The 22,913-nt window shown below is 47.1% G+C and carries 23 protein-coding genes; 15 read left to right on the forward strand and 8 right to left on the reverse strand.

Annotation, left to right across the window (positions count from 1 at the left end; translation table 11 throughout):
* Positions 1-133: 133 nt before the first annotated feature.
* The gene (locus tag G441_RS0107035; protein WP_026375695.1) at positions 134-1,183 is read left to right on the forward strand and encodes a DUF3549 family protein; all 1,050 of its coding nucleotides are present in this window, start codon (positions 134-136) and stop codon (positions 1,181-1,183) included.
* Positions 1,183-1,485 (forward strand): DUF3301 domain-containing protein, encoded by a 303-nt coding sequence (locus G441_RS0107040; RefSeq protein ID WP_051275399.1) that lies wholly within the window; start codon positions 1,183-1,185, stop codon positions 1,483-1,485. The genes G441_RS0107035 and G441_RS0107040 overlap by 1 nt, the downstream gene beginning before the upstream one ends.
* 576 nt (positions 1,486-2,061) lie before the next feature.
* On the opposite strand, the gene G441_RS0107050 is transcribed toward G441_RS0107040, so the two are convergent.
* Positions 2,062-2,703: a GNAT family N-acetyltransferase gene (locus G441_RS0107050; RefSeq protein ID WP_026375698.1), complete on the reverse strand. Its 642-nt coding sequence runs from the start codon at positions 2,701-2,703 to the stop codon at positions 2,062-2,064.
* 160 nt (positions 2,704-2,863) lie between these two features.
* Positions 2,864-3,226 carry a DUF3192 domain-containing protein gene (locus G441_RS0107055; protein WP_026375699.1) on the reverse strand — a complete coding sequence of 121 codons (363 nt, stop codon included), beginning with the start codon at positions 3,224-3,226 and terminating at the stop codon, positions 2,864-2,866.
* A gap of 166 nt (positions 3,227-3,392) precedes the next feature.
* Here G441_RS0107055 and G441_RS18145 point away from each other — a divergent pair, with 166 nt between their 5' ends.
* Positions 3,393-3,704: a hypothetical protein gene (locus tag G441_RS18145; RefSeq protein WP_156896300.1), complete on the forward strand. Its 312-nt coding sequence runs from the start codon at positions 3,393-3,395 to the stop codon at positions 3,702-3,704.
* Here G441_RS18145 and syd read toward each other — a convergent pair.
* Entirely contained in the window at positions 3,660-4,226 is a 567-nt protein-coding gene (gene syd / locus G441_RS18150; protein ID WP_051275417.1) for a SecY-interacting protein, read from the reverse strand. The genes G441_RS18145 and syd overlap by 45 nt on opposite strands.
* A gap of 53 nt (positions 4,227-4,279) precedes the next feature.
* On the opposite strand from syd, the gene queF reads away from it, so the two are divergent.
* The 7 genes from queF to G441_RS0107100 all read left to right on the forward strand — a co-directional run bounded on the left by queF (position 4,280) and on the right by G441_RS0107100 (position 12,202).
* Positions 4,280-5,128, forward strand: coding sequence for an NADPH-dependent 7-cyano-7-deazaguanine reductase QueF (gene queF, locus G441_RS0107070; RefSeq protein ID WP_034474655.1), 849 nt, complete (start codon positions 4,280-4,282; stop codon positions 5,126-5,128).
* A 93-nt stretch (positions 5,129-5,221) separates the two neighbouring features.
* Positions 5,222-6,832: a GGDEF domain-containing protein gene (locus G441_RS0107075; RefSeq protein ID WP_051275400.1), complete on the forward strand. Its 1,611-nt coding sequence runs from the start codon at positions 5,222-5,224 to the stop codon at positions 6,830-6,832.
* A 7-nt stretch (positions 6,833-6,839) separates the two neighbouring features.
* A complete protein-coding gene (gene ppnN / locus G441_RS0107080) occupies positions 6,840-8,198 on the forward strand; it encodes a nucleotide 5'-monophosphate nucleosidase PpnN (protein WP_026375702.1) in 1,359 nt (452 codons plus the stop codon).
* A 103-nt stretch (positions 8,199-8,301) separates the two neighbouring features.
* The gene (locus G441_RS0107085; RefSeq protein ID WP_026375703.1) at positions 8,302-8,676 is read left to right on the forward strand and encodes a DUF3192 domain-containing protein; all 375 of its coding nucleotides are present in this window, start codon (positions 8,302-8,304) and stop codon (positions 8,674-8,676) included.
* Between the two features lie 18 nt (positions 8,677-8,694).
* Positions 8,695-10,458, forward strand: coding sequence for a hypothetical protein (locus G441_RS0107090; protein WP_026375704.1), 1,764 nt, complete (start codon positions 8,695-8,697; stop codon positions 10,456-10,458).
* 260 nt (positions 10,459-10,718) lie between these two features.
* Entirely contained in the window at positions 10,719-11,726 is a 1,008-nt protein-coding gene (locus tag G441_RS0107095) for an isocitrate dehydrogenase (RefSeq protein WP_026375705.1), read from the forward strand.
* Positions 11,727-11,899: 173 nt separating this feature from the next.
* A complete protein-coding gene (locus tag G441_RS0107100) occupies positions 11,900-12,202 on the forward strand; it encodes a ComEA family DNA-binding protein (protein ID WP_026375706.1) in 303 nt (100 codons plus the stop codon).
* 35 nt (positions 12,203-12,237) lie between these two features.
* Here the strand turns inward: G441_RS0107100 and galU are convergent, their stop codons facing one another.
* The 5 genes from galU to wecA form a co-directional block, all read right to left on the reverse strand.
* The gene (gene galU, locus G441_RS0107105) at positions 12,238-13,128 is read right to left on the reverse strand and encodes a UTP--glucose-1-phosphate uridylyltransferase GalU (protein ID WP_026375707.1); all 891 of its coding nucleotides are present in this window, start codon (positions 13,126-13,128) and stop codon (positions 12,238-12,240) included.
* Between the two features lies 1 nt (position 13,129).
* Positions 13,130-14,470, reverse strand: a complete 1,341-nt coding sequence (locus tag G441_RS0107110; protein ID WP_026375708.1) for a UDP-glucose dehydrogenase family protein — start codon at positions 14,468-14,470, stop codon at positions 13,130-13,132.
* Between the two features lie 51 nt (positions 14,471-14,521).
* Positions 14,522-15,397: a glycosyltransferase family 2 protein gene (locus G441_RS0107115; RefSeq protein ID WP_026375709.1), complete on the reverse strand. Its 876-nt coding sequence runs from the start codon at positions 15,395-15,397 to the stop codon at positions 14,522-14,524.
* Positions 15,394-16,284 carry a glycosyltransferase gene (locus tag G441_RS0107120; RefSeq protein WP_034474656.1) on the reverse strand — a complete coding sequence of 297 codons (891 nt, stop codon included), beginning with the start codon at positions 16,282-16,284 and terminating at the stop codon, positions 15,394-15,396. The genes G441_RS0107115 and G441_RS0107120 overlap by 4 nt, the downstream gene beginning before the upstream one ends.
* A 145-nt stretch (positions 16,285-16,429) precedes the next feature.
* The gene (gene wecA / locus G441_RS0107125; protein WP_026375711.1) at positions 16,430-17,500 is read right to left on the reverse strand and encodes a UDP-N-acetylglucosamine--undecaprenyl-phosphate N-acetylglucosaminephosphotransferase; all 1,071 of its coding nucleotides are present in this window, start codon (positions 17,498-17,500) and stop codon (positions 16,430-16,432) included.
* A gap of 382 nt (positions 17,501-17,882) precedes the next feature.
* On the opposite strand from wecA, the gene G441_RS0107135 reads away from it, so the two are divergent.
* The 5 genes from G441_RS0107135 to G441_RS0107155 are packed head-to-tail and all read left to right on the forward strand — an operon-like array spanning position 17,883 to position 22,895.
* Entirely contained in the window at positions 17,883-18,212 is a 330-nt protein-coding gene (locus G441_RS0107135) for a hypothetical protein (RefSeq protein ID WP_026375712.1), read from the forward strand.
* Positions 18,209-20,038: a polysaccharide biosynthesis/export family protein gene (locus tag G441_RS0107140; protein ID WP_084407292.1), complete on the forward strand. Its 1,830-nt coding sequence runs from the start codon at positions 18,209-18,211 to the stop codon at positions 20,036-20,038. The genes G441_RS0107135 and G441_RS0107140 overlap by 4 nt, the downstream gene beginning before the upstream one ends.
* A gap of 3 nt (positions 20,039-20,041) precedes the next feature.
* Positions 20,042-20,827, forward strand: coding sequence for an ABC transporter permease (locus G441_RS0107145; RefSeq protein ID WP_026375714.1), 786 nt, complete (start codon positions 20,042-20,044; stop codon positions 20,825-20,827).
* A complete protein-coding gene (locus G441_RS0107150; RefSeq protein WP_026375715.1) occupies positions 20,824-21,471 on the forward strand; it encodes an ABC transporter ATP-binding protein in 648 nt (215 codons plus the stop codon). The genes G441_RS0107145 and G441_RS0107150 overlap by 4 nt, the downstream gene beginning before the upstream one ends.
* A gap of 17 nt (positions 21,472-21,488) precedes the next feature.
* On the forward strand, positions 21,489-22,895 hold the full coding sequence (locus G441_RS0107155; protein ID WP_240485095.1) for a KpsE/RkpR family capsule polysaccharide export protein: 1,407 nt from the start codon (positions 21,489-21,491) through the stop codon (positions 22,893-22,895).
* Positions 22,896-22,913: the final 18 nt, after the last annotated feature.

The raw sequence follows: 22,913 nt of genomic DNA on the forward strand, positions 1-22,913 counted from the left end.
CTCCTAAGCAGGTATGCAGGCAAATTTTACGATATACTTGCCGCCATTCAAGCAAAGCAAATGGCGTGCATTCGCCGCGCAACTCTATGAGCCTCGGCACAGCAGTCAATTGTAACGAAATCAAATAGTAAATATGAGCGAAATCTCGACAATCAGTGAATTTCTCCTGCATGCCGGTACCGAATATCGGGTTTTTGATATGGGACGCACCATTAGCGAACTGGATGGCCAAACGTTTCTGGACATCGAGCATGGCAGCCTGCCCGTCCCCCGGCCACGTCAGGGCCATCTTTGGTGCGGTATTGTATTTTTTAACCGCTCTCAATCAGCTCAGCATTACGTATGGTTTATTAAGCTGCCTATCGATGAACAAAGTCGGGTAGTCGGTGCATCAAGGCAGCACTTTTTGCAGATCATAATTGATGCATTAGGCGACACGTTTGAGCCGCAAAACGATACCCAGGCCAGATTGCCTGATAATCCTTATAGCTTCGTTCCATCTCAATCACTATTAGCAGACTTTAATAGCTTTAGTCGCGCGACGTTAAAGCTGCCTGAATCACAACATTTCGCTGCGGTACAACACTATTTACAATCACCCAGTGTGATTGACTGGCGAACACTCGCGCATCAGGGCATTGCTGATCTGGCAGCTAAAATGCCTCAACAACAGTGGCAAAAGCGGTTTGTTGAAGCGTTACCTTCTCTTTCTCCGGCATTTTTGAACATATTGCTTGGCGCGATGGAGCACTACCCCGTCTCTTCAGACCTGACCAGCACCTTACTTAACCTGGCCCGTGAGCAATCCGATAGCAGCATACAAATGGCAATATTACGCGCGCTCACTCAGTCTGAGGATAACCGCGAGGTCAACGCATTTATTACTAAACTTTTGGATGAGCCCGCACTGCGCGGGGCAGATTTATTGACCGTTATTGCGGGGCGGCACTGGCACAGATTTGGTGATAATGCTTTGCTGGCACATTTTCTTGAAACATGCGCAAGCGTGGACGATGGCCGATGGTTTGCACCTCTTTACCGCGATCTGGTTGCCATACCTGATATTCGCACTAACATGCTTGGGGCGATACGCAACCCTGAACGCTCCGATGCGATGTCAAAAGCGATAGGCTCGTTATTTAGCAATAGTGGTGCCTCTTCTGTGACAAGAAGTAAAGCCTGATGCTGTTTGAGATATTACTGCTAGCCTGCATCTGCGCTATTGCCTTACAGTTTTGGAAGCTTCGCGCGCTGGCTGAAACGGCCCATGCATATCTTAAACAATATTGTGATACGCACCAGCTACAACTTATCTCTATTGCCAGGATAAAAACCCGTTTAACGACGTGGCGAGGCAAAATAACCTGGAAGGCAGAGTATGCATTTGAATTCTCAGGCAATGGAGAAGACCGCTACACCGGCCACATCACTTTGTTGGACAACACGGTAACGGGCATCGACATCCCACCGCACAGAATTAACTAGTGTCCAGTTGACTGCTCTTGAGACGGAAAAAGGCAGCGCTATGCGCTGCCTCTTTATAGAATTTTGAGCGTCCCTCTCAGCGTTCCGTTGCAATAAAATCTTCCCGATAAAATCCGTTACGCCCCTTTCCTTTTTATCTCACTCTTCCTAAGCGAGCTATTCTTCCTGAATAGGTCCTGTTCCGTTGTCCTCGTATCGCTGTCCTTCCTACCCACAGCATTCTTCGTCCTGAAGTTGTCCCAAAGGTGTCCCAACCTTGTCCTTCTCCCTAACACCGCTTTCCAGCGCGGTAAGAACATTCCATTGCTTGTCCGTAAAGTCGTCCGTGTGTCTTCCTGACCCGTCGTGTATCCCTGTGACATCTACAAAGATATAGCAATTACAAACTTACACCACAGTGTTGCTGTTCATTTATCGCCAAATTCATGTTCCCGACCTACTGATTTCTTAATTTTTCATTAAAAACCAAAGCGTTATGATTTTTGTACGTCCATGACCTGAGCGACAAAATAAGCTTATCCTACACACTTGTAAGATATCTCTTACAGAATGAATAACAAAAGACTTACATGCATATCACGGGCGCTTTCGAAACATCACCTGACCGGTGATATGGCCGACTTGCAGGTCATCAATCAAATGATAATCACCGTCTTCGAAAAACGGCAGACACTTGGGCAACGTGCAATATACCGCCACGCCTTCACTCTTATGATCTTCAAGTAATACGGAGTCGATTGCGCGCATCAGTACATGCCCCAGGCCATGGTGTTGAAGGTCGGGATGGACGGCAATAAACGACAACATGTGAAAATTTTCGGCAGGAATTTTCTGACGTACCAGTTCCTCTTTCTCCAGCATTTGTCGAGTACCGAAAAAGCCCGCAGTCAACAGCATTTTCAGCCGCCAGTGCCAGTATCTTCCTGCCCCAAACGCCGAATCAGGGCCCGTAAGACAAGCAACAGCGAGCAATCGCTCATCATCAAACAGACCAACCATGGGTTGTTTGGCAACCCAGAAAGCGTTTAATTCTTCTCTGATTGCCGAGCGCAGACGGCTCTCATAGCCTTCACGCTCGGACTCGAAGATATCCACAAACAGCGGATCATCGAAATAGGCGTTGTACAGGATAGACGCAGCAACTTTCAGATCTTCAGCGGTAAGGTAAATGGCTTTGATATTTTCTACGTTGACATGGGCGTGCGCAGCAATGGCCATAATAAAAACTCCTGCGTGGGGACGAAGTGTTTCGCTTCACCTGATATTTATACTTCAATGTATCGCAGTTTAGTGCGCTTGTTAACAATTCATTAACGGAGTGATTTTTTGAGGAAAATGGGCGCACCAGCATGGGATACGCCCGAACAAAAGAATGCTTTTACAGCGAGGCCATGACCGCGTCACCCCACCCTACTAACTCACCATTTTTGATGATCAGAGGTGTGCACTCATCTTTGGTAGTGATGCCATCGTCGTGTTGACGCTGAGTACGATAATAAAGGATCTGGTACTCGTCCTGTTGTTTGACCATACGCTCTGAGAAGTCAGGTGTTCCCAGACGCCTTTTCACGTCTTTTTCACTCATACCGATTGCAAAGTTTGCAATGGCCTCACGGTTGTCACGCTCGGTTTTCTGCCAATCTGAGTGGTATCCATCTACACCATCACCACCAACTGAAATTACACAGCCGCTCAACAACACTGAACCACCAATCAGTAAAGCACCCAGAGTTTTTTTCATTTTTTATCCTTTCATTAATGTCAGTTACGTAAACCTACCTTGCGCTATTCAAATATGGGGCCAACTTCGTAACTATCTGTTTTACATGGGTTTATATATTTTACTCAGTCCACTGACCTGCCTAGAATTGCGAGTAAGATTATTTTCTAGTGAATTTGACCAGATCATGAATAATCTCACTGATTACATTGTGTCGCTGTGTCAGCAACTTCAAAGCGAGGGGAAAGTTCCCAGCGTTGCGACAATTAGAAATAAAAGTGACAGAACGCTACCGCTGCCTGAGGTCATAAGAGTACTGAAGCGCTGGCAGGAGGATCCGAACAGTGTTCGCAGCAGTGAACACAGCTTTGTTGAGTCGCTGCCTATGACTACTGAACAACGACTGACAAACCTGGAACAGCAGATGGAAAATGCGCTGCAAGCCATCACGGCATTACAGGCTCAAATCGATGATCTTTTGCTCAGGCAGCGTGAGTGAACCAATAAAAGTGGCCAGGTCAGGAGCCAGTTGCTCGGTGGGCGGAAGTCCAACCTGTTCGAGCATGACAGCGCCATTTTCATTATCAACGGTCAGTATAAAATCTTCCTCGTCGGTCACAGCGAAAAATACCGTGGGCGGTTGTTCAAGGCGTTGTTTCATCAATAGATGACCAATAATATTCTGTTGCAGGCGATCAAAATCAGATTCATTCCAGGCAAACAGCAGCTGCAAGTTGCCACGCTCAGTTTGCAAGTCGAGATTGTCGCTAAAATAGCGTCCGAAATAACGGTGCAGATCGTCGTGTAGTTGAATATCCATTCCGGCTTCTACATTACTCAGGCGCAATGAAGGCTCACAAAGCACAGGCGTCCAGATGACATGCTCGCCAGTTTTACCTTTGCTCTGGTAACAAGGTGAGGGCCATTTCGGGTCAAACTCCACAAGGCGTGATGATTCCGGTGCAGTGGAAAGAAACATGTCGAATAAGTTATCCAGCGCCTGGTCGATAGAATTTGGCATTTTGCTTCCCATTGCCGTTACAATGCGCGCATTGTAACGAGTGAGCCCATTTGATGACAAAAAAATTAGCAAATGAATCAGGGCATGTGATGAATAGCCTGAGTCTGGGAAAACCTGTGGAATACAGTGATCAATATGACCCGTCGTTATTACAAGCCGTGCCTCGAAGTATCAACCGTGCTGAGTTCGAGTTTGGTGCATGTTTGCCGTTCACAGGGACAGATCGTTGGACAGGTTACGAGTTAAGCTGGCTTAACCAGCGAGGTAAGCCTTGTGTCGCTATCATGCAGTGTGACGTTCCGGCAGACTCTGCCAATCTGATAGAATCAAAGTCCTTTAAGTTGTATTTAAATAGTTTTATTCAAACTCGGTTTGCAGATAAACAACACGTGGTCGATACGCTGGTCCGTGATCTCTCAGCATGTGCGGGCTTACCAGTAGATGTATCGCTGTTCGATGTTGACACTTTTGTTGGCCAGACCATCGATAACTTTAACGGTACCTGCATCGATAATCTGGATATTGAGGTCGAACATTATCAACTTCGTCCCGACCTGTTAAAGATTGAGAGTCAACAGTTCGCTAGCGAGACACTGGTCAGCCACCTGCTTAAATCCAATTGTCTAATCACCAACCAACCGGATTGGGGCAGCGTACAAATCCATTATCAGGGTCCACAAATAGATCACGGCTCGCTACTTAAATATCTCATTTCATTCCGCCAGCATAACGAATTTCACGAACAGTGTGTGGAACGTATTTTTCACGATATCAGTGCTTATTGTAAGCCGGAAAAGCTGAGTGTTTACGCTCGTTACACGCGACGGGGCGGACTCGATATTAATCCGTTCAGAAGCAATTTCGAGGCAATCCCGGACACGCGAAGACTGGCTCGTCAATGACGTTTAGTGCACTTAACGGAAATAACAATACAAGACAAATAGTTGCCGCTATACTTTTATGAAAAATGCGGTAGTGCGTGAGCAGAAAGACGGATGAATCAAAGTAAACGGCCAACAAGCGGAGCCGGCGGCTATGAGCAAAAGCAGCTCAAATCGCTGAAACAGCAAAATGAATTGCTCTCACAGTTTCTGGTCAGGTTAACTAACTTTTACGACGGTGCGTTTCCGGAACTCGACCAAGAGTTGCAAACCTTGCGTGGCCACCTGTCCGGCAATCCCAATTACACGTTTGCCGCCGTAAGTATCAAGAAGCTGACGTCGATGCTGATGCAGAGCAGTCAGAATTTTCGTAAGCATACGACCGACACGCTTAGCATTTTGGAAAGTGCAATTAAAAAATTGCAGGGTGACGATTCGGTATCAGAAGATATTCGCGTCGAAGCAACACGTTTTTTAAATAAGCTAAGCGGCAACATGCAATCTGCATTTAGTTCAACGCCGCAGTTTGAGAGTGTCCTTGCCCTGTACCAGCGTGCGCTGAAGAACCTGCGCTCTGCACCAGCCACAAAGCCAGTCACGACAACGTCTAAAGCGAGTGACGATGAGCAAGAGGTCACCGAAGCTGCGCCAATTGACAAAATGAGCCGGGCTGGCAATGCTAAATTGCATGCCCAGATTTCCGCAGAATTGCAGGCGTTAGTTGAGCAATTCTTCCAGGCCAACAAGCAAGACAAACAGCTGCAACAGATCCGCCAACGGATCCTCGACGGCATCAGCCAGACAGAATTGTTGGAATGTTGCTTACTGCTGCTTCGAATCATCGTCAGGGATTTAATTGAAGAAGCGGAACTAGCCGACAAATTCGTGCGTGAAATGCATCAGTCTCTGATCAGTATGCAAACTACGGTAGGAGATTCTGTCAAATCGACCAAGGCCGCATTCGAGGCGAAACAGGAAAATACTCAGGTAATTCGTGCCCAGTTGAGTGATTTTGGCGACATGGTGACAGACTCTGATGATCTGCAAAAACTCAAAGAGCAGGCGAATGACTATCTGGCAAAACTGTCCAGCACCCTGAACGCGCAAGAAAAGGCTGACCAGAAAGAAGAGCTTAAGGTTGTAAAACTGCTCAGTGAAATGCAATCACAGCTGACAAGGCTCGAAAAACAAACTAACACTTATCGCAAAAAATTGATCGATCAGCGGATTGAAACCCACACTGACCCGTTGACCAAAGTCGCTAATCGTATCGCCTACGATGAACGTATGGAAACCGAATACGCCCGTCACAAACGAACCGGTAGTCCACTGTGTGTGGCCATTGTCGATGTTGACCGTTTTAAGTCGATTAATGACAAGTACGGCCACGCCGCAGGAGATAAAACACTGAAAATTCTCGCCAAGCATATTGGCGACTGCCTGCGCAGTACAGACTTTCTGGCCCGTTGGGGTGGGGAAGAATTTGTTATGCTCTTCCCGGATACCAAGCTTGAGGATTTGCACAAACCGTTAGAAACCATTCGCAAAAAGCTTGAAAAATTGCCGTTCAAATTCAAACAGGAAAAAGTCACCATCACTGCATCGTTCGGCGCAACCTGCTTCAATTCAGGAGAGACGGTAGAAGACGTGTTTGAACGCGCTGATAAAAACCTGTATCAGGCGAAAAACAGCGGTCGCAATCTCGTCATTATCAGCAAGGACTAGCGTTATTATGCAGACAGTACAATTAAACCCCGTAGGATGGATGAGCCAATTGTCCCAGTGGGAAGTTGACCTGCTGCAAAATTCGACCGACAGCGATCTCTACCAGATATTCCGCAACTGCTGCCTGGCCGTGCTCAACAGCGGTGTTGAAAAAGATGATCCCGAACAGGTATTTGGCCCCTACCAGCATTTTGACGTTCGCCTCGTTCGACGCGAGCGAGGTGTGAAAATTGAACTGGTCAATCCGCCGCCTGATGCTTTTGTAGATGGTAAGTTGATAAAAGGTGTTCATGAGCACCTTTTCGCGGTCTTGCGGGATTTGCTTTACATGGGCATAAAATATGACATGCGACGCATGTCTTCCCTGGCCCAGTTTGGTAATCAGACTGACATGGTGTTTGATTTCCTGCGCCATTCAGATGCCATATCGGGTGGCGAACGCCTGAATCTGGTAGTGTGCTGGGGTGGCCACTCCATCAATACCTGCGAGTATGAATACACAAAAGACGTAGGTTATCAGCTCGGCCTACGGGAAATGAACATTTGTACCGGATGTGGTCCTGGTGCGATGAAGGGGCCAATGAAGGGCGCTGCGATAGGCCACGCCAAGCAACGCTATCGCATTGGTCGCTATTTGGGAGTGACAGAGCCGAGTATTATTGCCGCGGAACCGCCTAATGCGATAGTCAACGAATTAGTGATCATGCCGGATATTGAAAAGCGCCTCGAAGCGTTTGTGCGCATCGCACACGGCATAGTGATCTTCCCCGGCGGCGTGGGCACAGCGGAAGAACTACTTTATATTCTCGGCATTATGCTTGATGAGCAAAATGCCCAACAGCGTCTGCCTATCGTTCTTACCGGACCGGCAGAGAGTGCTGACTATTTTCATTCTATTGACACCTTTGTCGCCAATACACTAGGTGAAAAGGCGCAACGTTTATATAAAATTATTATTGATGATCCTTCTGCTGTCGCGCACTACATCAGCACGGAACGGGAACAGGTTGAGCAATACCGCAGAGAAATGGGCGACTCATTTAACTTTAACTGGTCTTTGAAAATCGCCCCATCATTTCAGGCCCCTTTTGTGCCCACCCATGATTCAATGGCAGAGTTAGACTTGCACACAGAACAGCCCACCGCAGAGCTTGCTGCTGCGTTGCGTAAAGCGTTTTCAGGTATTGTTGCTGGCAATGTGAAAGGTGAGGGAATTCGGCAAATTCGTGAGAAAGGGCCTTTCCAACTGTCCGGAGAACCCCGCCTGATGGAAATGATGGACAATCTTCTGCGTTCGTTTGCTCTGCAGCACAGAATGAAGCTACCAGGCAGTACGTACGTACCTTGTTACGAAATAACACGATAACGTGCTGTATCAGATACGACAAGTATGGCAGGATCCGCGTTAAATGTGCATTGACGCGCCACTGACTGCGTTACAATAGAGCAAAGCATAAGAGACAGGCAAGATGAATACTAAAGTAGTTAAATACGTGATCGCAGGCTTTATTGTGTACATTGGCCTCGCCATATCCGTTATGAGCCTGTTCCCGGATTCACCTGATAACATGGACTGGGAAGACCGTGAAGCTTATAACAAAGTGAAAATTGGCACCCTGGAACTAGGCGCGAGTCGCGACTCTGTGATGCAGTTATTGAGTGCACCGGACATCACAGAGGCCAAAATCAGCAGCGGTGACAAGCTGCAGGTAATGTTTTATCGAACTCAGCACAAGACTGCTGATGGCATCACCACAATGGATGAATGTACGCCACTGCTTTTCAAAAACGACGTACTTATTGCGTGGGGTGACGATGCCTACCAAACCTATCAGGATAGCTAACGACGACATCAGTCTATTGTGAGTGCAGCCGACAAGCCTCATTGCCATGCGCAGCGCATTAAAGGCCTATACAGCCAGTTGACTGCGCTGGTTACCTTACATCACCAGCACGCCTTTGGTGTTAAACATATCCAGGCCTCGCGACAATTTTCCGCGCAGCTTATAACTGAATTAAAGCAGTATCCAGAGCCGCTTTTCGCACAAATACTCTTACCCAAAGCCAATGTCCAAACATTATCTCAGTTGTCATTAAACGTCTGTATACTGACGGCAACCGTGGCAATACGCAATCATCTAAACGATACCGCGACTCAACAGTTAGTGTGCGCTGCGCTGACCTGTGTTATATCACCTCAAAAAGCGTGGCAAGACTGGTTAAGTAGAGAACGTTCAACGATACCCACCGTTGATGATAAACGGCTCAAGTTGGCGTTGCAGAAAACCGGTCATCATCTCTGGTTACAGAGTCAGGAAGTGACTCACTACATAGAGCCCTCAAGGTTGCGGCCAGATGGCTGGCCAGCGCATTTAACGACCCATCAGCAAATTGTACTGATAGCGTTATCCCTGTCTTTACCAATCACCGCCAATACTCCAGCGCCGCAAATGACCATGTTTGCCGCGCTGAAACAAATCGCACTGGCACTGCCCGCTCAGTGCATGCATCTCATCAATTCGCTTATTGATTTTCCTGGCACACTGCCACCGGGCAGCATCCTGAACCACCGTACTGAGGAGGGGCAGATACCCGTTATCATCACACGAGTTACTGACAAAGCGGTAAAGGCAGCCCCTTTTAACATGGAGAGCAATACTGAAACCGTTTCGATAAATCGCTGGCCATCAATAAGACAAATTTATAAGACTTCACCACCTCGCGGTTGGCATGTGATGGACCAGTGGTGGAATCAGGAGTGGCAAACAGACGCTTTAAACGATTCGTTGAGAAGGCCTGTGGCACAACCTACGTTTAAAGTCACGTCACCGCCACCAGACTTACTCAACATTCAGGATAAGGTCCAACAACCTAGCGTGAATACCTCAGAACTGAGCGACCTGATCGAGCGGCAGCCGTTGCTTGCCAGCTATATACAAGATTCGGCGACCCAGATCAGTCGCCTGCAGCTGCCGGCCAGGACTGTCAGACAAAGTCTGATGATGCACGGCTTTGAACGCACAGTGAGTATTTTGACCGAGCGGGCACTGTCGCACCGGCTTAATCAGCACCACTTCCCCGTCCGTCCTCACGTTAATCAATTTACGCAGCTCGCCACTTACATGGCAGCGGGACTGGCGCATCATGTGGCAACTGACAAGGTGCAGTCTATGCACTACCTTGCGGAGCAAATCAGTTTACTCACTCTGTTTGTCTGCTCACCGCTTTTTACCCATCCCAGTCTCAAAGTCGCGACTAACTGGCAGCCCTCAACAGGGCGCTTGTTTGATGCATGCCAACTTGTTGAATCTAACGACCAACAAGGGCTTGCCAAGCACACCCACTCACTTGCGCTGGCGTGGCACCAGCCGCGTACGTTTTTAATCGCCATTCAGCAGCACGCCACGTTGCCTCAACAGTTACCTCCATCTCTACGTACAGTTTGCACCTGCGTAGGAACGGCGTTGGCATTGTCACGGCAATTATTTTTTCCTGATCAGCCGACATGTGTAATGACAGAAGAATATCTCGCTCAGGCCAGACAGATTTTTAATCTAACTGAAACGTCATTAGTGACTTTCGCACAACAAAGCGCAGCAGAGGCTCAAGCACGCTGCCCGATTTGACTAAGATATCAAACCCTATAGCCAGGATGAATAGTGTTTATCTCGGCAATAAATACGCATTACTGCCGCGCTCGGATATAATTGAAAGTTTAATCGGTAGCCCCGCTTGGGCAGCCCCAACGGTTTACGACTCGCTTAGCTGGAAATCCGAGCGTGCTAATGCTATAACTCGCGCCCCGTTTCTGAGCGTCCTAATGTGCCGTAAACCTGTGCTTTCGTGTTGCTGATACGGCATCAACTTTATCCATAAGGAATTCGACATGACTCAACAATCGATTACCGTCATAAAAGGTGACGGAATTGGTCCTGATATTATTGATTCTGCGTTGCAGATCCTCGACAAAGTAGGCTGTAACTTTCATTACGAGTTTGCTGATGCAGGACTGGTAGCACTGGAAAACCATGGCGAATTATTGCCCCAGGACACCCTGGACCTGATTGCAAAAAATCGCGTGACATTAAAAGGTCCACTGACCACGCCAGTTGGCGAAGGGTTCACCTCAATCAATGTAAGCCTGCGTAAGCAATTCCAGCTATATGCCAATGTGCGTCCAGTATTGTCATTCAAAGGCACCAAGGCGCGTTACGAAGATATTGATATCATCACCATTCGTGAGAACACCGAAGGTATGTATTCTGGACTTGGACAGGTCGTATCAGCAGACGGTAGCGAAGCCGAAGCGATGAGTAAAATTACTCGCGAAGGTGCTGAGCGCATCGTCACTTTCGCATATGAGTTGGCACGCCGTGAAGGCCGTAAAAAGGTCACTGCCGTGCATAAGGCCAACATTCTCAAATCGACTTCTGGCTTATTTTTGAAAGTGGCTCGTGAGATTGGCGAGAAGTATCCAGATATCGAATCTGCAGAAATGATTGTTGATAATTGCTGCATGCAGTTAGTGATGAACCCACATCAGTTCGATGTCATCGTGACCACTAACCTGTTTGGTGACATTCTGTCAGATTTGTGTGCTGGCTTGGTCGGCGGTTTGGGCATGGCGCCGGGCGCTAACATCGGTAAAGACTGCGCGATTTTTGAAGCAGTACATGGCTCTGCGCCTGATATTGCCGGTAAAAACCTAGCCAATCCAACGTCTGTGATCCTTGCCTCAGTGCAAATGCTTGAATACCTGAACATGGGTGATAAAGCAGAGAAAATCCGCGCGGCACTAAAAGACGTCATCGAAACCGGCGATCGCACTACCCGAGATTTGGGTGGCGAGCACGGTACCACTGACTTCACTCAGGCGCTGCTTGACAGACTATAAGTGAGCTTATTTGTGATGATAAGCCGGGCGCTCTAAGAGGCCCGGCTTTTTATTTGCGTAGCGTAAAGCTGTACTTTTTCTGATCTTTACGGACTCTATTCCCACCGCTACAGTTGCAAACGATGCAGCTTTGCATCTTTCATGGAACCTAGAGGAATACAAGGATGAATCATATGAAGAAATCGATTGCACCACTGATGTTATTAACGTTACTCAGTGCCGGTGTTGTGTATCACAGTCAAGCCGCACAGACATCTCCTGTCACGCAGTCCAGTGCGGTAACCGTCAAGCTAAACATTAACGATGCCACGCAGTCTCAGCTGGAATCTGTGCCAGGAATAGGCCCTGCAAAGGCCGCAGCGATTATTGAGTATCGTAATGCCATTGGAAGTTTTACGAGCGTGACAGAGCTCACAAATGTGACAGGAATTGGCGAGAAGACTCTGCGAAAACTGAGTCAGTACCTGACAGTGTAAGTAAGCGCTCCCTGACTGGTCAGGGAGCGTTATTATTATTGAAATGCTTTCAGAAAGGCAGCGAAATCGTCTTTGAGTTCAGGATGGCGTAGTGCGTATTCCACGTTGGCCTTCATGTAGCCAAGCTTACTGCCACAATCATGACTTTTTCCCTTCATGTAGTAGGCATCAACTTGCTCAACCTTCATCAGCGCGGCAATGGCATCTGTTAACTGAACTTCGCCACCTGCTCCAGGCGGGGTAAATTCGAGCAGATCCCAGATAGCCTGTGACAACACATAGCGACCGACTACTGCGAGGTCTGAGGGGGCTTCGTCAAGGCTTGGCTTCTCGACCATGGCGTAAATTTTCGCCGACGTACCCGGGTCAATGCTGGCGCCCTCCAAATCGACGATACCGAATTTGGTCACGTCTTCCTGCGGAACCTGTTCAACCATCACCTGACTAACGCGGCTGGTATTAAATTTGGCAACCATATCCGCCAGGTTATCTTTTTTAGGGTTCGACGCCGCATCATCAATGATCACGTCTGGCAGCACAACTGCAAACGGCGCATCGCCGATCAGAGGTCTAGCACACAGAATGGCGTGTCCAAGCCCATTGGCAACCCCCTGTCTAACGTGCATGATAGTAACGTCTTTGGGACAGATGGCCTGTACATCTTCTAACAGCTGGCGTTTTACACGCTTTTCCAACGTCGCTTCGAGTTCAAAGGACGTGTCGAAATGGTTCTCGATGCTGTTTTTACTGGCGTGCGTGACAAGCACGATTTCTTTGATGCCTGCATTAACGCATTCATTTACCACATATTGAATAAGTGGCTTATCCACCACCGGCAGCATCTCTTTTGGGATTGCCTTAGTGGCGGGAAGCATTCTGGTGCCTAATCCAGCGACCGGGATCACGGCCTTTTTTACTTGGCTCATATTATTGTTCCTGTACTGATAAACCTCGACCTATGGCGTAGTAATGCAAACCATATTCCACCATCAAAGCCGGTTCAAATAGATTCCGTCCATCAAAAATAAGCGGTTGTTTCAGCGATTGTTTAATGTGTTCAAAATCTGGCGCTCTGAACGCCTGCCATTCTGTGCAGATCACCAGAAAGTCGGCGCCTGACAGTGCCGCTTCTTTGGTACCAGTTAATTTCAGATCCTCACGGGCACCATAGATACGCTGGGTTTCTTCCATTGCCTCAGGATCATAGGCTTGCACGATAGCGCCAGCATCCCAGAGTTTTTCCATCAGTACTCGGCTTGACGCCTCGCGCATGTCGTCGGTATTCGGCTTGAAAGACAGTCCCCACAGGGCCACCGTTTTACCTTGCAATGCGCCATTGAAGTGGCGTTGAATGTACTCAAACAATTTCTCTTTCTGGCGATAATTAACCGCTTCAACAGACTCAAGTATTTGTGGTGTATACCCTACCCCATTTGCACTACGAATAAGCGCTTGCACATCTTTAGGGAAACATGAGCCGCCGTAACCACAGCCCGGATAAATAAACTGATAGCCAATGCGCGGGTCTGAACCGATACCGCGTCTGACATGCTCAATATCTGCACCAAAGCGTTCAGCCAGGTTAGCCATCTCATTCATAAAGCTGATTTTTGTTGCCAGCATGCAGTTGGCTGCATATTTCGTGAGTTCAGCACTGCGGATATCCATCACAATCACCTTATCGTGATTGCGATTAAATGGCGCATACAGTTCTCTCAGCTTTTTCTCTGAGCGTTCACTGCTGGTACCGAGAATAATTCTATCAGGTCGCATACAGTCATTTACCGCGGCACCTTCTTTCAAAAATTCCGGGTTAGAGACCACGTCGTAAGTGACAGACTTTCCAGCCTCTTTTAGCACATCAGCGATTTTGCTGCGTACCTTGTCAGCAGTGCCTACCGGAACCGTTGATTTATTAATAACAATCTTGTGGCTTTGCATGTGCTCAGCAATCGTAGATGCCACGGCAAGGACGTACTTGAGATCTGCTGAACCATCTTCATCAGGAGGCGTACCCACCGCAATAAAAATCACCTCACCGTGCGTGACACCTTTCTTTGCATCGGTGGTAAACGTCAGTCTGCCGCCCTCGAAATTGCTCTTTACCAGTGGTGTCAGACCGGGCTCATAAATGGGGATGATGCCTTTTTCGAGATTGTCGACCTTGGTCTGGTCAACATCCACACAAACAACATCATGTCCTACTTCAGCAAGAACGGCCGCTTGCACCAGGCCAACATAGCCAATCCCAAATACGGTAACCTTCATCCTTTACCCCACATATAACACCAATTTTTTATATTCCCTGTATCACAGGGCTTATCTTTTCCAGTTGTCAGCATATGAGCCGTCACGCATATGCAGACCGTCCCATATTCCCTTAAGCATATATTTCAGTCTTTCGCGGCGATTTTCTTGTAAAATACTATTGGCCAAAAGACGTATTGGCATCACGCATAGATTTCGCATCTTCCAGTACTTTGGTACGTAACTTCTTCTGACCAGTAAAAGTATATTTCTAAATTGATAATAGAGTCTGATGGGTGAGCCAACCTTATAGGTGACACCCGCAAATTGGCTTCTCGAATCACCTAGCCTGTGCACCATCTCAACGTTTTTGGCTATACCCACAGACAAGTCCTGCTGTTTTGCGCGCCAACACCACTCATGATCAACCCCATCTATAAAGAGGCCTTCCTCTTTTAGTCCTGTTGAATCCAACTTATCCAGTTCAATCAGCATTCCAGACGAAATAATCTGACTGACACATTCAAATTGTTCATGGTTATAGATTGCCTTCTGCACTCTCGGCCTTACTCGCCGGTCGGAAAATGAGCAGATTATCTTAGGGCCAATGGCAAGTAATGGTTTGCCTACATGTTGCGCGACCTGCATAGAGTTGATGAGGTTAACAACAAAGTTAGCCGATATTTCACTGTCTTGGTCGAATAGCACACCATATTGGCAATCTGAAAGCATCAGATCGCGTAACCCAATATTGTGCGCAGCGGCGATACCAACGTTGTTAGGGAAATGGTGGTAGTTTAAGCCATCAAATTGCAGGCAGAGTTTGGCAGGCTGCGGCGAATTGTCGACTATGCACACGACATCGACTTGTTTTTCAACCTCAGTAAGAAGCCTGGAGACAGACTCAACATCAGGATTAAACAGTACGATTACGGCGCCAGTTTTCATCGCTCAGATCTTTTCTTTAACAGATGGCGATCGAGTTTATACGCTAATTTAATGATTTTCGAGGGCATTATGCGTAGTGTTAGCACGGACAAGGCATAAAAAACGCTACCTATTGTAAAATGTTTGAGTTTTCGCATAGCGTAGAACCGTGCTTTAAACTCATTCAACGTTTTATTCAACCCTCGGCGCTTGTAAAAGTCATTGACGCGTCGAAAAGACAACATCTTTTCCTTTAAATTGGCAAATCTGAACCCTGCAGCTGCAAGGTCCACCCACAGAAAATAGTCTTGTGTATTACGCAATGACTCGTCGTATCGGTACCCTTTTTCAAATACTGATGTTCTTATCATGACGGTTGGATGATTTAATGAACAGCGCTTTGGCAACATGCGAATGATATCTTCATGGTTAGCCGGAAGTTCTCTGCTTCCTACGATTCTACCTAATTCGTTGACTTCAACTAAACCGCTACCCAGCACGCACACATCCAGATGCTCACGTAAGTAACTGACTTGCTTTTCAATCCGCTCCGAAAATGAAATATCGTCAGCATCCATGCGGCAAAAATACGGTGCGGGAGATTGGCGGGCAAGCTCAGCTTCAATAATTACATTCATGCATGCGCTGAGGCCACGATTATCATCTAGCGCGAACAACCGCATTCGCGAATCGGTACTCGCAGTTTCCTCGAGATATTTACTTATTTTATCGTTTACCGGACCATCAATAATAACGCTAAGGCACACTGACGAGTGCGTCTGTGACAGGATACTCTCGACGGCACTTTGCAGCCACTCAAGACGGTCACCACTGTACACTGCCATACCGACTACGACATCGTAGAACTCGTCATATGACGTATCAGATAGTGTCGAGTATGATTTCACGTAATAAAGAGTCCGCTGCTAACCAAAGAAAACGAATGCGTAATCTTGGAGTTAAAACGCGCTGGAAGATAGCAGATTTAGAGAAATAAATCTCTATTTTGGTGATATGACCGACTTCAACCGCTCTAAAATAGTGCAGTTAAACTCACAGCCTGTAAAATGTGAAAGACTTCAGCATTTTTATGATACGCCACACATTCTGAATGATCACGCTGTAGACCACCAGAAGCATAATAAACGACCAGAACATGACGTATTCTGGGATGTTTAACAATTCACCAGTGATACCAATGATGGCATATAGTGCTCCTAACAACAGGATCGCCATCAGAGATGCGGTAGGAGACAGACCTGCTCGCATGAAAATGTTATGCAGATGCTTACGGTCTGGACGAAGGACAGATTGACCTTTTCGAGCACGGCGGTACATGATGGCTGCCATGTCCATCAATGGCAACCCAATTAACCACACCGCAGTAATTGGTCTCATTACTGGCTCTCCACCTTGGGTGTACTCTACCAACAGCCATACAATGGTGAGGCCGATGAACATGCTGCCTGAGTCACCCATAAATATCTTATTTCCTTTGAATCCTTTCCAGGAAAGATTGAAGGCAAGGAAAGGAATAAGCGCAGCAATAATGATAAGGGGCCCCATGATGAAGCTAGTGCTGTTTGACAGCACGATAAGTAAAACGACGCTCAGAAGCACAATCAGGCTCATGCCACCGGCAAGACCATCAATGCCGTCTATCATGTTGAACGCATTGATCACCCCAACGACGCATATCAATGTGAAGAAATAACCTATCAGTCCTAAGTTAACTTCTCCAAACCCAACGATGTTTCCCAGCGACGTAATGTAATTCTGTGCACTCCATGCCATTATCGCGGCAACGCCAAATTGACACACCAAACGCCCTTTGGCGCTCAGATCAAATTTGTCGTCGAGCATCCCGAGCAACACAATGAAGGCCGCAGCAGTAAAAAACAATGGGTCATTTTTCAACCAGACGTCTGTCGCAAGGCTGGCCATCAACACAGCGAGGAACATTGCTACGCCGCCCGTCAGGGGCACAATACCAGAATGTTGTTTACGCCCTGAGGGATGGTCCACTAATCCAAGTTGATGCGCCAGTGGTGTCATAACGACGAGAAGAATAAGCGCGACGAAAAAGGCAGTGAATAAGGGCACCAACTGCAGGTTATCGATCATAAATGTAGAGAATCCATCTTTTAATTTTGCGATTGCAAACTCAGTTTAACGCCATTATGCAATTACAACGCCACAAGGTATCATAATTGCTTGTAAGGTAAAAAAACACTGCTTACGCTGCGCAGCTATAGGCGTTTCGCATGCAACTCTTTATTATTTGCGGTGCATGATAACAAAGTCGCTCCAGAAGATGCCAGTCGCGATGACGAATTAATTGTTATAACTGATAAATTTGCACAAAAATGTCGCAAAAAAGAGACATGTCGTTCGTTGGTGCAATGGTCGCAGACGGATTTGTAACGAGGTATACTCGCAAATAATTGTTCGGTAAGCCGTTTATTTAGATTGAATGGGATAACAATAACAAATGCGCCCTACTCTCATGTTGACTACACTTTGCGCCTTTGCACTATTGCAAGGCTGTGCAAGCAAGCCACCGCTTGTGACTGCAGATGTGAACCTTGTCACCGAAGTGAAGCGTGCTGACTACATCGCTGTCACACCCTCTACACCTGAAAAAAACAGAGTCATTAATATCGGCAATAACGTGTTTATTGCCCACAGTGATTATACATCTGCTCGCGGTTTTACATGCTTTCTCTTGCAAAAGCCCGAAGATGAAATTCAACAAGAGACGCGAATTTGCCGAGATCCATCAGGGTGGTTCGAAGTGTCTAAACTTATTCGCAATGTAGACGATATCAGCTTATGAAACGTGCCATTATTCTTACGCAACAATGCATGATGCGTGCGTCATTGCTTTTCACTTTAATTGCATCATGCGGTCAATCAGTGTTCGCTCAATCTGCTCAGGATGCGATTAACCAGTTGCAATTCCGAGCTCAACAACAACAGAGTCCTGTCATCACCAATTCAGCGCTTGAATCACGAAGCTTATCGCCACAAAGTTTGCCCGCCGTTCAGCAACAGAGTGTTGGACAATATACACAGGCACCGAGAAACGGCCTTCTGTTGCCGGGTGAACTAAACGCGCGCGATTTACTGCCAGTCATTGACAGTAGCGCACCTGCCCCATATGGCGCGACCTTGTTTGCAGGTGGTTATGAAAGTGAACGTACGTCGCAGATTAACGACAACTATATGATAGCACCAGGTGACAAGCTATCAGTCTGGCTGTGGGGAGGGATCAATTTTTCTGATGTTCTCACTGTTGATAATCAGGGCAACGTATTTATTCCAAACATTGGGCCTATTGCCGTTCAGGACACGCCCGCGAGCGGCATCAGTGCGCTCATCACCAGCAAGATTCGTCAGACTTATAACGACAGCGTCAATATCTACGTGAATCTGCTCAATGCCACTCCAGTCAATGTGTTTGTGGCAGGTCCGGTTATTCGACCTGGGCAATATGCGGGCATGGCGAATGACAGTTTGCTGTATTACCTGAAGCGAGCAGGCGGTATTGACTTTGACAGAGGAAGCTTCAGAAATATAAAAGTGATGCGGGACGGTCAGGCCATACTCAACGTTGATCTCTATGAGTTTATGCAAAGTGGTTCGATGCCAGATATCGTATTTAAAGATGAAGACGTTGTGCTCGTCACGCCTCTAGGTCCAACGGTGACTGTTATCGATGGCGCAAGAAACAGCTTTCGGTTTGAACTGATAGAAAACGCAACAACGGGCGAACAACTGTCCACATACGCCATCCCACTGCCTAATATGAGCCATGTAGGCGTCATTGGAAACCGCAAAGACGGGCCCTTTTCTGTTTACATGCCGATTGATAGATTCAGTCAGTTCGCATTACAGAATGGTGACAAAATAAATTATACCGATGATTGGGATGCTGACGTTTATGATATTAAAATTTCCGGTAGTCACTTGGGGCCATCTTATTACACCGTAACGAAATCGACACGCCTTCACGATTTGCTGGATCATATAGAAGTCGACCCAGCGTTAGCCGATATCGATAACATTTACCTGCTCAGAAAAAGCGTTGCAGATCAGCAGAAAGAACTCATCACGCAGTCGCTTGATCGACTGGAACGCAGCGTATACACCGCACCCATACAATCGACCGGAGAAGGAGCCATCCGTGCTGAGGAAGCACAACTTGTGTCTGCATTTGTACAACGGGCCAAACAAGTCGAACCTCTCGGTCGTGTAGTCATAAGTGATAACGGCGCTGTTGCGAATATCCTGCTTGAGCAGAATGATGAAATAGTGATTCCTCTTAAAACCGACTTGGTGCAGATCGGTGGTGAAGTACTTATGCCTCAAGCGGTAGTGTACAACCCAAACGCCGACCTGGAGGATTACGTAGCCTGGGCGGGAGGATTCTCCGAGCGAGCCGATCATCAACGGATCATCATCATAAAAGCCAATGGGCTGGTGACCTTTGTAGAGCACAGTGCTGGATATTGGCTTGATAGTGATGAATCACACAATATCGTGCCGGGAGACCAGATACTGGTTCTGCCTCGCATTGATGATAAAGCGCTCCAGGCCATTAAAGATATCACCCAGATAATCTATCAGATAGCGGTCGCTGCGAACGTGGTATTGGATTAAACCATGACCAAACCGCTCGACAGAAATGTTCTGACGGTCTGGAAAGATGTCATCTTCGCCATATTTATTCGCGAATTGCAGAGCCGTTTCAACGACAAATTTGGTCTTAGCTGGTTGGTGCTGGAGCCGCTGCTATACATCTTATTGCTGTCCCTGATCAGAAGTCGTATCAGCGGTAACGAGGTGCATGGCATCCCTATCTTTATTTTCATGCTGTATGGACTGTTATTCATCAGGTTATTTACGGAAACAATAAACAGCACAGCAACCAGTCTCAGGAAGGATAAACCCTTATATGCATTCAGGCAGGTACAGCCAATAAGCAGTGTACTGGCCGCCATGTTGATAGAGTTGATGTCAAAAATAGGCGTGTTTGCACTTCTGCTGCTTGCGATATATTTGATTGAGGTAGACTTTAATCTGGATGACGGATTGCTGATGATCACCATTTTTCTAACATTATGGATTTTTTCCGCAGCAATTGGCCTGTTATTTGGTATCGGTACAGCGTTTGTACCAGAACTTGATAAAGTCAGAACCCTGATCACTCGTCCTCTATTTTTCATATCAGGAGTGTTTTTTAGCTTACAGGACATTCCGCAAGCTTATTGGCATTGGTTAACATGGAATCCCGTTCTGCATGCCATTGAACTGGCTCGTTTTTCATCTTACGAAGGATATGGACAGGCTGGTGTGAGTCTGTTTTATCTGGCAATTATGAGTCTTTGTTTTACGTTTTTTGCTCTGGCCTGCTACCAGCTTACCTGGAAACGGACGTTGAGCCGATGATCGAGCTTATCGGGGTGACGAAATATTACCCGTCCAAGTTGGGGCGCCAGTATGTCTTTGATGACCTCAACTTTACTATACCTGAGGGACATAACATCGCGTTACTGGGTTCTAATGGCGCCGGAAAGTCTACACTTTTCAGGATGCTGGCAAAAAGTGAATATCCGGACAAAGGTAGGATAAGAACCAAAAAAACCGTGTCTTGGCCCCTGTCGCTGACGTCGGGCGTACATCCGCAGATGACCGGACGTGAGAACACCCGCTTTATTGGCCGTGTAAACGGTATCAGGAACCTTACAGCGTATGAGAATCGCGTTCAGGAATTTGCCGAACTGGGTAGCAAGTATGATCTTGAAGTCAGGCAGTACTCATCGGGCATGCGTGCCCGTCTCGCCTTCGCGTGTTGTATCAGCATCGATTTTGATATTTATCTGATAGATGAGTTAACCGCTGTAGGTGACGCTGTATTCAAACGTAAAACACAGCAGGCGTTGCTTGAAATAAGTCGCAACGCTAATGTGATCATGGTCAGTCACGAGATGAAAGAAATTCGACAGTATTGTGACAGTGCAATTACCATAAAAAATCAGCAGCTGGATTTTTATCAGGATCTTGAACATGCAATCAGTATTTATCAGCGCTAACCGGAACCTGTTTACCTATGTCGCTTAAAGAAAAACTGCGAGAACTAAGAAGTGAAGCCACTCAGGAGCAGTGGAACGATCCGGAATATATCTCGACACTGGCAAAAGAAAAAGAAGACAGCGATATGCCGCTGGCGTATCGCCTGTGGCAACGAGCACATAATCTCACACCGGAAAATGAAGCGATAGGCGATCATATGGTTGAGCTTGCCCGCAAGCTAGAACAATCCGATCCCGACATGATGCATGTACAGTCAACCAGGTCCCAGCATACGGCTGCACTAGGGCACGATGAGGATACACTTGAATCACAAAAAGTAACACGACTTATCGATCGCTTTGGCAGTTTCCAGCTCATTGTGCTTCTGCCCTGGGTAGTGTTCGCCCTGTATTTGGTGATGTGGGCATCGCCACGATATGAAAGTGAAAGCCTGCTCATCGTGAAGCAACCAGACTCAATGAGTATCTCAGACCCAAGCGCCCTATTACTCTCCGGCGTGGGACTGTCGTCAGGCGACAATGATACGCAACTGGTTTCGGCATACATCAAATCCTATGACATGCTCAGCTATCTTGATGACAACCTCGCGCTAAGACAGCACTATGAAAACAGTGAGCATGCCGATTTTTTCAGCCGCTTATCAGGGTGGAGTAGCAGGGAAGATTTCTTCGAGTATTACCTGAACAAAATAGACGTTGTCATTGACCCGACATCCATGGTTATTTCATTAAAAACACAGGCGTTCACCGCGAATTATGCACAACAGCTTAATGGCGCCATTATTGAAAGAGCGGAATGGTTCATCAATAACGTTAATCAGGAATTGGCTAACGCACAGGTGGAGTTCATAAACAAAGAGCATAAACGAGCAGAAGACACGCTTGCTGACGCAAAGAAGACACTGCTGCAATTTCAGGAACGTTATAACCTGCTGGATCCGACTACTGAAGGCGCGGCACTGCAACAAATCGCATTCAATCTTGAGGCGATGTTGTCACAGAAGCGCGCCACGCTGTCGTCACTCACACAAGTGATGAGTAGCAATGCGCCGGAAGTGCTGGCGGTTAAACGTGAAATACAGGCACTAGAAACACAACTCAGTGAAGAGAAACGAAGACTCACGCCCACTAATTCAACGGATGAAACAACGTCCATTGCCGGGATCATGGCAAAATTCAGCGAGCTTCGTGTTCAGCTCGAAATCGCGACTCAAGCCTACACGGCATCATTGGTTAATCTTGAGAAAAACCGTATTGAAGCCATGCGACAGTTGCAATATCTGGTGACAGTGCAACGTCCCGCATTAGCAGAAGAGGCAAACTACCCGAGAGTGGTATATAACCTCTCGCTTTGGGCAGTTGTGCTACTCATGTTTTATGCTATCGGGCGCATTATCGCGGCGACCATCCGCGAGTTGAGTTAAGCCTGGTAAAGCGGCCAG

Source organism: Aestuariibacter salexigens DSM 15300, assembly GCF_000429145.1.
Classification (GTDB): Bacteria; Pseudomonadota; Gammaproteobacteria; order Enterobacterales; family Alteromonadaceae; genus Aestuariibacter; species Aestuariibacter salexigens.